11 protein-coding genes are annotated in these 12,439 nt (G+C 65.5%); 5 read left to right on the top strand and 6 right to left on the bottom strand.

From position 1 onward, the window contains the following. Positions 1 to 23: 23 nt before the first annotated feature. On the bottom strand, positions 24 to 1,610 hold the full coding sequence (gene ggt / locus X268_RS05805) for a gamma-glutamyltransferase (protein ID WP_128924043.1): 1,587 nt from the start codon (positions 1,608 to 1,610) through the stop codon (positions 24 to 26). A gap of 197 nt (positions 1,611 to 1,807) precedes the next feature. Between ggt and trhO the strand changes: the two genes are divergently transcribed. Next, the gene (trhO, locus tag X268_RS05800) at positions 1,808 to 2,575 is read left to right on the top strand and encodes an oxygen-dependent tRNA uridine(34) hydroxylase TrhO (RefSeq protein ID WP_128924042.1); all 768 of its coding nucleotides are present in this window, start codon (positions 1,808 to 1,810) and stop codon (positions 2,573 to 2,575) included. Then, positions 2,565 to 2,783 carry a SlyX family protein gene (locus X268_RS05795; protein WP_035700013.1) on the top strand — a complete coding sequence of 73 codons (219 nt, stop codon included), beginning with the start codon at positions 2,565 to 2,567 and terminating at the stop codon, positions 2,781 to 2,783. The genes trhO and X268_RS05795 overlap by 11 nt, the downstream gene beginning before the upstream one ends. A 6-nt stretch (positions 2,784 to 2,789) precedes the next feature. Here X268_RS05795 and X268_RS05790 read toward each other — a convergent pair whose 3' ends face one another. Continuing rightward, the gene (locus X268_RS05790; RefSeq protein ID WP_128924041.1) at positions 2,790 to 4,694 is read right to left on the bottom strand and encodes a sensor domain-containing diguanylate cyclase; all 1,905 of its coding nucleotides are present in this window, start codon (positions 4,692 to 4,694) and stop codon (positions 2,790 to 2,792) included. 172 nt (positions 4,695 to 4,866) lie between these two features. Continuing rightward, positions 4,867 to 5,082, bottom strand: a complete 216-nt coding sequence (locus X268_RS05785) for a hypothetical protein (protein ID WP_164937556.1) — start codon at positions 5,080 to 5,082, stop codon at positions 4,867 to 4,869. A 106-nt stretch (positions 5,083 to 5,188) separates the two neighbouring features. On the opposite strand from X268_RS05785, the gene hemE reads away from it, so the two are divergent. Next, on the top strand, positions 5,189 to 6,223 hold the full coding sequence (gene hemE / locus X268_RS05780; protein WP_128924039.1) for a uroporphyrinogen decarboxylase: 1,035 nt from the start codon (positions 5,189 to 5,191) through the stop codon (positions 6,221 to 6,223). Between the two features lie 156 nt (positions 6,224 to 6,379). Here the strand turns inward: hemE and hemC are convergent, their stop codons facing one another. Genes hemC through X268_RS05765 form a run of 3 tightly spaced genes read right to left on the bottom strand, consistent with a single transcriptional unit; the run spans position 6,380 to position 9,655 of the window. Further along, a complete protein-coding gene (gene hemC, locus X268_RS05775) occupies positions 6,380 to 7,360 on the bottom strand; it encodes a hydroxymethylbilane synthase (RefSeq protein WP_128924038.1) in 981 nt (326 codons plus the stop codon). Between the two features lie 26 nt (positions 7,361 to 7,386). Beyond that, positions 7,387 to 9,012 carry a GMC family oxidoreductase gene (locus tag X268_RS05770; RefSeq protein WP_128924037.1) on the bottom strand — a complete coding sequence of 542 codons (1,626 nt, stop codon included), beginning with the start codon at positions 9,010 to 9,012 and terminating at the stop codon, positions 7,387 to 7,389. 52 nt (positions 9,013 to 9,064) lie between these two features. Next, the gene (locus tag X268_RS05765; RefSeq protein ID WP_128924036.1) at positions 9,065 to 9,655 is read right to left on the bottom strand and encodes a TetR/AcrR family transcriptional regulator; all 591 of its coding nucleotides are present in this window, start codon (positions 9,653 to 9,655) and stop codon (positions 9,065 to 9,067) included. A 99-nt stretch (positions 9,656 to 9,754) separates the two neighbouring features. Here X268_RS05765 and X268_RS05760 point away from each other — a divergent pair, with 99 nt between their 5' ends. Both X268_RS05760 and X268_RS05755 read left to right on the top strand, forming a co-directional pair. Next, positions 9,755 to 10,120 (top strand): nuclear transport factor 2 family protein, encoded by a 366-nt coding sequence (locus X268_RS05760; RefSeq protein ID WP_128924035.1) that lies wholly within the window; start codon positions 9,755 to 9,757, stop codon positions 10,118 to 10,120. Between the two features lie 254 nt (positions 10,121 to 10,374). Continuing rightward, on the top strand, positions 10,375 to 12,336 hold the full coding sequence (locus X268_RS05755; protein WP_128924034.1) for a putative bifunctional diguanylate cyclase/phosphodiesterase: 1,962 nt from the start codon (positions 10,375 to 10,377) through the stop codon (positions 12,334 to 12,336). Positions 12,337 to 12,439 lie beyond the last annotated feature (103 nt).

The raw sequence follows: 12,439 nt of genomic DNA, 5'->3' as shown, positions 1-12,439 counted from the left end.
CGCGCCGGGAACTGGCGCTGCGATCAATAACCCAACGCGCAGCCGTCCTTGCGCGGATCGGAACCGCCGGTGAGCGTGCCCTTGTCCCAATCGATCCAGATTGCCTGGGCGCCGCCGAGCGGACCAACCACGCTGGTGGTCTTGTGGCCGATCTTCTTCAGGCCCTCGACGATTGCAGTCGGCACGTTGTCCTCGAGCTGATACTGGCCCTCGTAGTGCAGGCCGCGCGGCATGTCGATCGCCTCCTGCACGTCGCAGCCGTAATCGAGGATGTTGGTCAGGAGACGGGTCTGGCCGGTCGGCTGGTACTGGCCGCCCATCACCGCAAACGACATCGTGGAACGGCCGCCCTTGGTCAGTAGGCCCGGCATGATCGTGTGCAGCGGCCGCTTGCCGCCTTCGATGCAGTTGGGATGGCCGGGCTGGATGCGGAAGCCGCCAGCGCGGTTCTGGAACAGGACGCCTGTCTTGTTGGAGACGATCGCCGAGCCGAAGGAATGCGCGACCGAATTGATGAACGAGCAGACGTTGCGGTCCTTGTCCACCACCGTGATGTAGATGGTCGAGGGATTCATCGGCGGCGCGACATTGGGCAGGTCGAGCATGCCGTCCATGCGGATCTTGCTGATGTACTCATCGGCAAAACCCTTTTCGAGCATCTCGGCGACGTTGATCTTCATGTGCTCGGGAGAGGCGACATGCATCTCGCGATTCATGTAGGCGATGCGCGCGGCTTCCGCCTCGAGATGGAAGCGCTCGACGCTGACGGGCGCGTATTTGGTCAGGTCGAACCGCGACAGGATGTTGAGCATCAGGAGCGCCGTGACGCCCGGGCCGTTTGGCGGGCACTGCCAGACGTCGTAGCCCTTGTACATGGTGCCGATCGGCGACGTCGTCTCGGTGGTGTGCGCGGCGAAATCATCGAGCGTGTGCAGGCCGCCGATCCCGCGCAGGGTCTCGACCATGTCCTCCGCGATCTCGCCCTTGTAGAAGGCATCGCGCCCGTCCTTGGCGATTGCGCGCAGGGTCTTGCCGAGCTCGACCTGACGGATCACGTCGCCGGCCACCGGCGGCTTGCCGCCCGGTAACAGGTAGCGCACGGTGTTGGTGCCATTCTTCAGCTTCTCGAACTGGTTCTTCCAGTCGAAAGCGATGCGGGGCGCGACGACATAGCCTTCCTCGGCCGCCTTGATCGCGGGCTGGAGCAACCGGTCGAAGCCGAACTTGCCGTGATCGCGCAGGACGGTCGCGAAGGCATCGACCACGCCCGGGATCGACACCGCATGCGCCGAGGTCAGCGGCACCGAGTTGATCTTGCGCTCGAGATACCAGCCGGCATTCGCCGCCTTCGGCGCCCGGCCGGAGCCGTTATAGGCGATGATCTTGCCTTCGCCGCGCGGCTGGACCAGCGCGAAACAGTCGCCGCCGATACCGGTCGATTGCGGCTCGATCACGCCGAGCACGGCCGAGCCTGCCACCGCTGCGTCCACCGCCGTGCCGCCCTCGCGCAGCACCTCGATCGCCGCGAGCGAGGCCAGCGGGTGCGAGGTCGCGACCATCGCGTTGGTGGCGTGGACCGTGGACCTGCCGGGAAAATGGAAGTTTCTCATCGAATCTTTGCTCTCTTGGCCGTGGGCGCGGGTGGCGCGCCATCTCGGAAAAAACCCGGTCTACATGGCACATTCCCGCCCGCCGGGGCAATGCTGGCATACCAAGAAATGGCTGCCATCCGCTGAGCGTATAGACCTTTCGAGACCCGCGGCCATGCGGGTTTTCTGAGCGGCAGTCGCCTGCTAAACGAGCCGCCATGTCTGATCCGAATTCGCCCACCAAGGTCGCCGCCTTCTACCAATTTGCCGCCCTCCCGGATTACCGCGAGCTGCGCGCGCCGCTGCGCTCGTTCTGCGCCGGCCTCGAGCTGAAGGGCAGCGTGCTGCTGGCGCAGGAGGGCATCAACGGCACGCTCGCCGGAGCGCCGGCAGCGATCGACGCCCTTGCCCGTGAGCTGGCGCATGGCGAGGTGTTCGGCGGCAGGCTGAACAATCTCGAATTGAAATTCTCCACTGCCGAGGCGATGCCGTTCGGACGGCTCAAGGTGCGGCTGAAGAAGGAAATCGTCACGCTGGGCGATGCGGCGGCCGATCCAACCCGCCAGGTCGGCACCTATGTCGATGCCAGCGAATGGAACGCGCTGATCTCGGCACCAGATACGCTGTTGCTCGACACCCGCAACGCCTTCGAGGTGGCAATGGGAACGTTCGAAGGCGCGGTCGATCCCGGGATCAGGAGCTTTGGCCAGTTCAAGGATTTTGCCGCAATCGAGCTCGATCCCGCCAAGCACCGCAGGATCGCGATGTTCTGCACCGGCGGCATCCGCTGCGAGAAGGCGAGCGCGCATCTGCTCGCGCGCGGCTTTGCCGAGGTCTATCACCTCAAGGGCGGCATCCTTAGATATCTGGAAGAGGTGCCGGAGGCGCAGAGTCGCTGGCGCGGCGAATGCTTCGTGTTCGACGAGCGCGTCGCGCTCGGCCACGGTTTGCGCGAGCGGAACAAGGACGTGACGCGTGACGAATGAGATCAAGAGTCTGGGCGAGCGCATCGACACGCTGGAGACGCGGCTCGCCTATCAGGACGACACGATCGAGACGCTGAACCAGACCATCACCGCGCAGTGGAAGCAGATCGATCTACTGACGCGGAAAATCGCAGAACTCGGCGAGCGGCTGCGGGAGGCCGAGGCCAATGCGCCTGGTCCCGCCAACGAACCTCCACCGCACTACTGAGCAATCCTACTGGCCGGACGCCTTGGGCAACAGGTTCATGACCTCGCCGGACATCGTCAGGCGGTCGCGGCCCGCGTCCTTGGCGGCGTAGAGCGCGCGGTCGGCAGCTTCGACCAGCGAGGTCACCCCGGCCGTGCGCTCCAGCGCCGGCCGGCAGGTCGCACCGCCCACCGAGACGGTGACGCACCCGGATGCCAGATTGCTGCTGTGAACGAGGCCCGCCGCGTGAATGGCGGCGCGAATCCGCTCGCCGACCAGGGCACAGCCGGTGGCGTCGGTGTTCGGCAGCAGCATGGCGAATTCCTCGCCGCCATAGCGCGCTGCCAGATCGCCGGCGCGCTGCGTCTCGGCCGCGATGATCTTTGCCACAAGGCGCAGGCAGGCATCGCCGGCGGGATGGCCGTATTCGTCGTTATAGGCCTTGAAGTGATCGACATCGATCATCAGCAAAGCGAGGCTGGAGCGGTCGCGATAGGCCCGCGCCCATTCTTCCTTGAGCCGCTCGTCAAAGCGACGGCGGTTGGCAAGGCCGGTGAGGCTATCCTCGATCGCAAGCGTCTCGAGCCTGGTTTCCAGCTTCTTGTGCTCGGTGATGTCGCGCGAGATCGCAACGACGCCGTCGACGCGGCCATTGTCCTTGCGCGTCACCCGCATGGTCGATTCCAGCCAGACTTCGCCGTGCTGGCGGTGCGAGTTGCGGTAGGTGAGGCGCGCCTCGTCGCGCTCGCCGCGCTTCATGGCGTCGACGATCGCCTGGACCTCCGGCAGATCCTCCGGATTGATGCCTGCCAGCGCCGGCGTGCCGATCAATTGGTTGGCTCGCCAGCCGACGACGCGCATGGAGGAAGGTGAGACATAGCGCAGCCGCTCGTCGAGCCCGATGCGGGTCACCATGTCGCTGGAGCCTTCGGCGAGCAGGCGGAAATGCGCCTCCTTCTCGATCAGGGCCGCAGCCATGAGCTGGCCACGCTGCAACTGCCGCACCAGCACGGCGCCGATGACCGCGATCAGCATCACCAGCGCGGCGACATAGAGCATGCGGGAGATGGCCGCGCCGCGCCAGGGCGCGAGCAGCTCCTCCTTGTCCAGCGTGGCGAGCAGAACCAGCGGATAGCGGCCAGAGCGCTTGAAGAAGCTGACCCGCTCGGCGCCGTCCAACGGCGACTTGAAATGATAGGCGCCGCTCGGCCGTTGCAGGCCGGCGTCGCGGAACAGCGGGCCATCGGCGACGCTGCGGCCGACAAACTTGTCGTTGCTGGGATTGCGCGCGATGATCAAGCCGTCGCCATGGACCAGCGCCGCGGAGCTGTTGCGGCCGATCTCGAACTGCTCGTAGAAGTGCGCGAGATAATTGGAGCTGATGGTGGCGAGCACGACGCCCCCGAAGCTGCCGTCCGGCTTGTTGAAGCGGCGCGACAGGGTAACCACCCATTCGCCCTCGAGGAGGCTCTTCACGGGACGGCCGACATGGGCCTCCCGTTTCGGGGAGAGCTGATGATAGCGGAAGAACGCATCGTCGCTGAGCGTCGAGCCGATCGTGCCGGGCGAGGTCAGCCAGTTGCCCTGGTCGTCGATGATGGCGAAGCTGTGGATGCGCGGGACGGCCTTCCTGCGCGCCTCCATGACGTTGCCGAGCTTGGCGACGGTGGTGGGGCCGGTGCCATCCATTTCGAGCCGGCTGACGACGCCGACGACGCCGGAATCCAGGAGATCGAGGCTGTCCTCGGCATGCTGCGTCAGCAAGCGGGCGACATTCGCCATCTCGGTCTCGGCACCTCGGAGCACCGCGTCGCGCGCGGCCCATTCGCGCCAGCCGCTGACGCCGAGAATGGTCGCACAGGTCAGCACGACGAACGCCGCCGCGCGCAGCGGCAGGCGGCTCCATCCGGCTCGTTGGGTAGCAGCGCTCATGCGGCAGAGTTCTCCGATGTCTCGGAACCTCTGCCGCTTCTATTAGTGAACTCTGAAATCGCTACCCGAATAGGGAGCGATCTCTCGGTTTTCCAGTAGTCCTACGGACGCCGCGATCAGCGCATCGCTAACAAGGTGTTAGCAAGGCGATCGGAATCCGCGCCGCGTTCCGCTAGCTGAAGATGGCCTTGACCTTCTCCCAGAGCGAAGGATGCTCGGCATCCGCATCGGCCTTCGAGGGCGTCGGCTGGGCCGCGCTCACGGGATCGGACGCCGGAAAGGTGTCCTTCAGCCCGGCGTCGAGCTTGGAGTGCCGATCGGCGGCGAGCGCCTCGTGCAGATCGTCAGCGTGCTTGTCGTGCGGCGCGGGATTGAATGTCTCAGCCATGATCTCCTCCATCGGCTGGTCAACGCGGCCCGATAGCGCTGGTTCCCCTGTTCCGCTGAGGGCCGAGGCGGTGTATCAGGAGCGATAACCCTGTTCAGGACCGTTCGTGCCCCAATCTGCAAAAATGCCCTTCATCGACGTGCTTTCCGGCCAGCGCCAGAGCATCCCGCCCATGTGGATGATGCGGCAGGCCGGCCGCTATTTGCCAGAATATCGCGAGGGGCGCGCCAAGGCCGGCGGCTTCCTCGATCTCTGCTTCAACCCGGAGCTTGCGGCCGAGGTGACGCTGCAGCCGATCCGCAGGTTCGGCTTCGACGCCGCGATCATCTTCTCGGACATTCTGGTGATCCCGCACGCGCTCGGGCGCTCGGTGCGGTTCGAGGTCGGCGAAGGCCCGCGGCTGGATCCGCTGGACGATCCCGCCAAGGTCGCGACGCTGGCGCGGCACGCCGATTTCGGCAAGCTCGAGCCGGTGTTCGAGGCGCTCAGGCGCGTGCGCGGCGCGCTGGATCCGAAGATCGCGCTGATCGGCTTCTGCGGGGCGCCATGGACGGTCGCGACCTACATGGTCGCCGGCCAGGGCACGCCCGACCAGGCGCCGGCACGGATGCTGGCCTACCGCCATCCGGAGGCGTTCGCGGAGATCATCGACGTGCTGGTCGAGAATTCCATTCAATATCTGCTGGCGCAGCTCGAAGCCGGCGCCAACGCCCTGCAGATCTTCGACACCTGGGCCGGCGTGCTGCCGCCGGCCGAATTTTCGCGCTGGTCGGTCGAGCCGACGCGGCGCATCGTCGAGGGCGTGCGGGCCAAGGTGCCGGATGCCAAGATCATCGGCTTTCCGCGCGGCGCCGGCGCGCTGCTGCCGGGCTATGTCGAGGCGACCGGCGTCAATGCGGTCAGCATCGACTGGACCGCGGAGCCGGCCTTCATCCGCGAGCGCGTGCAGAGCAAGGTCGCCGTGCAGGGCAATCTCGATCCGCTGGTCTTGATCACGGGGGGCGCCGCGCTCGACCGCGCGGTCGACAACGTGCTGGCCAATTTTGCGCAAGGGCGGCTGATCTTCAACCTCGGCCACGGCATCCAGCCGGAGACGCCGATCGCCCATGTCGAACGGATGATCAAGCGGGTGCGGGGTTAATTCGTCCCGCCCCCCGGGAAAAGGGGCGGAAACAGAAAACGCGAAAACAACCCCATGCACAGTAGACAAGTCATTGAAAAGACTGGGCCGGCATGACACGGCTCAGAGGCGCAATTGAAGCGTCGGGCAAAACAGGCGCGGCATCCGCAACAAGCCTCAGCGCGGCCGGCTGCGCTCGATGATCTCGGCGGCGCCCTTCATCAGCAGATCCAGGCCCACCGCCCGGCCGAGTTCGCGAGGGCGATCGGCGGCGCCTTCGCGCGAAGCTTCGATGATGGTGTTGCCGGAAAGATCGAGCACGGATGCGGTAAGCGACATCTGATCGCCGCTGATGGTCGAGAAGCCCGCCACCGGCGAATTGCAGTGGCCGTTCAGCACCCACAAGACCTCGCGCTCGGCATCCGCCGAGGCATGCGCGGCGGGATCGTCGATCGATGACAGGATTTGCCGCGTTTGCCAGTCCTGCGCCGCGCATTCGACCGCGACGATGCCCTGCCCCGCGGCCGGGAGCATCTCGGCCGCGGTGAATTCATAGGCGATGCGGCTCGCAAGACCGACGCGGTCGAGACCCGACCGCGCCATGATTAGTGCATCGGCCGGGCCGACGGCGCCGCCCTCCGGCAGGCGCTGCTTCTCGCGATTGTCGAGCTTTCGCACGCGCGTGTCGGCCGCGCCGCGGAAGTGGATCACCTCGACGTCGGGAAACAGCCGCCGCGCATAGGCGGCACGGCGCACCGCGTTAGTGCCGATCTTGAACCCCTTGCCGCCGGACTGGCGCAGCGCCTGCAATGTCACGCCGTCGCGCAGTACCAGCGCATCCCCCGGTGGATCGCGCGACAGCGTGGCGCCGATGACGAGGCCCGGCGTGTCCTCATTGCCGGGCATGTCCTTCAGCGAGTGCATCGCCGCCTGCAACTCGCCCGCAAGCACGGCGGCGCGGATCTGCGCCACGAAAGCGCCGCCCTTGCCGCCATGGGGCAACAGCTTGCTGACCTGGTCGGTGTCACCCGTGGTGTCGAACTTGACGATCTCGACGTCGAGACCGGGGATGGCGGCGGTCAGGCGGCGCGCGATCTCTTCCGTCTGTGCCAGCGCCATCGCGCTCTTGCGGGTGCCGATCTTCAGTCGCGTAGCCAAGCTGTTGTCCTTTCGACGTGCGCGGATTAGCGCGCATCCTGCAATATCATGTCCGAGGCCTTTTCGGCGATCATGATGATTGGCGCGTTGGTGTTCCCCGACACGAGGTCCGGCATGATCGAGCCGTCGACGACGCGGATGCCTTCGAGCCCCCTCACCTTCAGCCGCTGATCGACCACCGCGAGCGCGTCGTTGCCCATACGACAGGTCGAAGTCGGATGGTAGATGGTGCTGCCGCGCTCGCGGCAATATTCCAGGATTTCAGCGTCCGTGGATACCTTCGCGCCGGGATCGTACTCGCTGACCACAAACGGCTTCATCGCCGGTGCATTCAGGATCCTGCGCAATATCTTGATGCCTTCGACATTGGTAGCGCGGTCGGTCTCGGTCGACATGTAGTTAATCCGGATTTCCGGCGGCACGGTCGGGTCCGCGCTCCGGATGCGCAGGGAACCGCGGCTCTCGGGACGGAGCTGGCACACCGACGCCGTGAAGCCGGAGAAGTCGTGCAGCTTCTCGCCCATCTTGTCGGTCGAGAACGGCAGGAAGTGGACCTGGATGTCGGGCGAGGCGAGGCGCGGGCTGGTCTTGAAGAACGCGCCCGCGGTGCCGGCCGCGATCGTCAGCCAGCCTTTCCGGAACAGCGCATAGCGCGCGCCGGCCATGGTGCGGCGGAGCGGATGGTTGACGGTGTCGTTGAGCGTGATCTTCTGCGAGCAGCGCATGACGATGCGGACCTGCATGTGGTCCTGGAGGTCGTTACCGACGCCAGCAGCGTCGAGCACCACGTCGATGCCGTGCTTGCGCAACAGGTCGGCGGGACCGACGCCGGAGAGCTGCAGAAGCTGCGGCGAATTGTAGGCGCCGCTCGACAGCACGATCTCCTTGCGCGCGCGGGCGCGGCGGAGCTGCGCGCCTTGCCGATATTCGACGCCGACGGCGCGGCGGCCCTCGAACAGCACGCGGTGGCCGAGCGCTGACGTCTCGATCTTGAGATTGCCGCGGCTCTTTGCCGGGCCGAGATAGGCAACCGCCGTCGAAGCACGGCGGCCGTTGCGCGTCGTGGTCTGGAACAGGCCGACGCCCTCCTGCGTGGCGCCGTTGAAATCGGGATTGTAGGGCAGACCGGTCTCGACCGCGGCGTCGATGAAGGCTTTCGACAGTGGATCGGTCACGATCATGTTGGAGACCGGCAACGGACCATCCGTGCCGTGATACTGATCCGCACCGCGCGACTGATTCTCGGCCTTCTTGAAATAGGGCAGCACGTCGTCATAGCCCCAGCCGGTGTTGCCGAGCTGGCGCCAGCGATCGTAATCCTCGTGCTGGCCGCGGACATAGAGCAGGCCGTTGATCGAGCTCGAGCCGCCCAGCGTCTTGCCGCGCGGCTGGAACACCTGCCGTCCCTTCAGCTCGGGCTCCGGCTCGGTCTGATACATCCAGTTGACGGACTTCTCCTTGAACAGCTTGCCGTAGCCGAGCGGCACATGGATCCAGATGTTTGAATCCTTTGGACCCGCTTCGAGCAGCAGCACGCTGTGCTTGCCGTTCGCCGACAGCCGATTGGCGAGCACGCAGCCGGCAGAGCCGGCACCGACGATGATGTAGTCGAATTCGGGATCGGACGGTGTGAGAGCGGAGTTTGCGTTCATGCGCTACTGTTCTTCTTGTTGGGGTGGCGTTTCCGGTATCGACCTAGCACAATCATGGGCGCAGGCGCAGCGCCTCGACCAGCGACTTGAACGCACGGGCATATTCCGCGCCCGCTCTTGCGATATCGGCGCGACCGGCGCAGGCGACGGCGGCCTCGGTGACCGCGCCGAGCAGCAGCCGCGCCAGCGGCTCGACCGGTTGCCGCGCGATCAGGCCGGCCTCCATCGCCGCCGACAACGCACGCGGCAGCTTTCCGCCAAAGTGCTGCGCGTCGATCTCGCGCCAGCGCTCCCAGCCGAGCACGGCGGGACCGTCGCGCAGGATGATCTGGCCGGTCGGGCCCTTCGCGGTCGCGGCAAAGTAATGCTGGGTGCCGGCGACCATCGCGGCGAGCACGTCCTTCTCGGCGCGCGCGGCACCGTCGATCTCCACGACGAGGTCTCGCGAGACCTGGTCGAACACGGCCTCGAACACCGCCTCCTTGGTCTTGAAGTGATGATAGACCGCGCCCTTGGCGACGGAAGCGCCTTCGGCGATCTCGTCCATGGTGGTGGCCGCAAAGCCTCGCGTTCCGAACAGGCGGCGTGCCGCCGTAAGGATCGCCTCCGATGTCGCCGCGCGACGCTCCGCCTGTTTCGCCATGGGTCTCGTCTAATCCAGTCGTGCGCAGGCCGCCAGTTGACTTTTCGACTACCGGTCGGTAATTACCGACTGTCAGTCGGTTTTGTCGAGAGGTGCACCATGCCGAGCCGTGAGGTGGTGGAAGCTTTTGCCAGGCGCCTGGAGGACGGAGATTTCGTCGGCGCGATCGAACATTTCTATACGCCCGATGCTGCGACCTACGAGAACAACACCGCCCCCACGGTCGGGCGGGAAAAATTGGTGGCGAAGGAGCGCGGCGTGCTGGCTGCGAGCAAGGAAGTCAAGGCGCTGCGCATCGGTCCCAGCCTGATCGAGGGTGACCATGTCGCGACGCGCTGGACCTTTAGCTTCACCAATGCGGAAGGGGTCACGCGCACGCTGGATGAGATCGCGTGGCAGACCTGGCGGGGCGATAAGCTGGTCGAGGAGCGGTTCTATTACGATCCGAAGCAGCTGGGGCGGTGACCGCATTTCCCTGCAACCTGTCATCGTCCGCCTGGAGCGCAATTGCACATCAGGCGGGCAATGACGGCGAAGCTAACCGCGGAGATTGCTCGGCCATCGCGGATTTGTATCGATTTGTTATCGATACTCTCTCTCGAACACGCAGAAGTGGTTACGGCGGCCGCTGCAGCTAAGGATAATTCATAGTTCGTCAAAGGTTTGCAGCGAATTCTCCCGACCGAGCCGGACAAACGGCTCATGCTGCAGGCTCTGAGATGCGGACTCAAACGACCAACTATGTCGCGCGGCTGCTCGCCGGCGATCTGTCGGCCTTTGGCGGTCCCGTGACGGACGAAGCCATAGCTGGCCATATCCGCGCCGAGCAGATGTCGCTCGTGCTCGGCTATTCGGTCGGCATCATGCTCGCCAATGCCTGCAACGCCATCGTGCTCGCCATCGCGCTTTGGGAGTCGCCGGACAGGATTTTTGCGCTGATCTGGGCCACCGCCGTGGCCAGTGCCGCGATCGCGTTCGGGCTGCAATCCCGCGCCTCGCGCCGCATCACGAAGCCGCAATTCGTCTCGCGCCGCGCCATGCACCGGCTGGTGCGGAATGCCTTCATTCTCGGCGCCGCCTGGGGCATCGTCCCGGTCGCCTTCTTTGCCGATGCTTCGACCGGCGGCCAGCTCGTCATCACCTGCCTGTGCTCGGGCATGCTGGCTGGCGGCGCGCTCGCCTTCGCCACCATCCCGATCGCAGCCATCGCCTTCACGGCTCCGATCTTCGTCGGGATCGCCATCTGCCTCGGCAGAAACGGCGATCTGGCCTTTCTTCTGATCGCCTTTCTCGTCGTGGTCTACGGCAGCGTGCTGCTGCGCGGCGTGTTCGTCAATTCATTCTCGTTCGCGCGCCGCGTGGTGCGGCAGATCGAGGCGGACCGAACGGTGCGGCTGGATCCCCTGACCCACCTTCCCAACCGCGTCGCATTCAACGAGACGCTCGAGGCTGCGTTCAAGCGGCTGGCGTTGTCCGGCGAGGAGTTCGCGGTGCTCCTGCTCGATCTCGACCGTTTCAAGGAGGTCAACGACAAGTTCGGCCATCCGGCCGGGGACGAATTCCTGGTCCAGGTCGCAAGCCGCCTGCAACGCTGCACGCGCGCCGCCGAGCATGTCGCGCGCATCGGCGGCGACGAGTTCGCGCTGGTGATGGCCAATCTGGCGCGTCCCGAAGATGCACTCGAGATCGCCGAACGCTTCGTCGCCGCCTTCACGGAGCCGTTCCGCATCGAGGGCCGCCAGATCGTGGGTGCGACCAGCGTCGGCATCGTGCTGGCACCCCGCGACGGCACCACACCGCTCGACGTGATGAAGAATGCGGACGCGGCGCTCTACGGCGCCAAGAAGGCGGCCCCGGGCACGATCCGTTTCTTCGAGGCGAGCGACGACAGGGTCTCGCGCGACCGCAAGGCGCTGCAATCGGACCTCGAGGGCGCGATCGCGCGCAACGAACTTTTCCTCGTGTTCCAGCCCTTCCTCGATCTCGACCAAAGCCGGATCACCGGCTTCGAGGCGCTGCTGCGCTGGCAACATCCCAAGCGCGGACTGGTGCCGCCGAGCGAATTCATCCCGATTGCGGAAGAGACCGGGCTGATCCAGGAGATCGGCGAATGGGTGATCCGCCGCGCCTGCGCGGCCGTCGCCAGATGGCCCGATGAGATCAGGGTCGCCGTGAATTTCTCCGCGGCGCAGTTTCACAATGCCGGCATTCTCCAGATCATCGTGCAGGCGCTCGCCGATGCGAAGATCGCCCCGCACCGGCTCGAGATCGAGATCACGGAATCGATGCTGCTGTCGAAATACGGCTCGGCCGAGTCGGTCCTGAACGCGCTGCTGCAGCTCGGCGTCACCGTGGCGTTGGACGATTTCGGGACGGGCTTCTCCTCCCTCACCTATTTGCGCAAGCTGCCGTTCAGCCGCATCAAGGTCGACCAGTCCTTCATCCGCGACATGCTGGTGCAGCCGGACTGCGCCGCCATCGTGAAATCGGTGATCTCCCTTGCGCGCGATCTCAACATCGGCGTGGTCGCGGAGGGCGTCGAGACCGCCGACCAGCTCGAATATCTCAGGCAGATCAGTTGCGACGAGGTTCAGGGCTATCTGATCAGCCGCCCGGTGTCGGCCGACGGGGTGATGGCCCTGCTGGAAACGAAGAAGCTGCGGGCGACTTTTGCGGCGTAGGGTTGGTGCCTCCACAAACGTCATGGCCGCGCCTGTCCCGGCCATCCACGCCTCACCGCTTGACATGAAGAGCGTGGATGCCCGGACAAGCCCGGGGCACAAC

It is taken from the genome of Bradyrhizobium guangxiense, assembly GCF_004114915.1.
Classification (GTDB): Bacteria; Pseudomonadota; Alphaproteobacteria; order Rhizobiales; family Xanthobacteraceae; genus Bradyrhizobium; species Bradyrhizobium guangxiense.
This window is presented reverse-complemented; position numbering and strand designations above follow the sequence as displayed.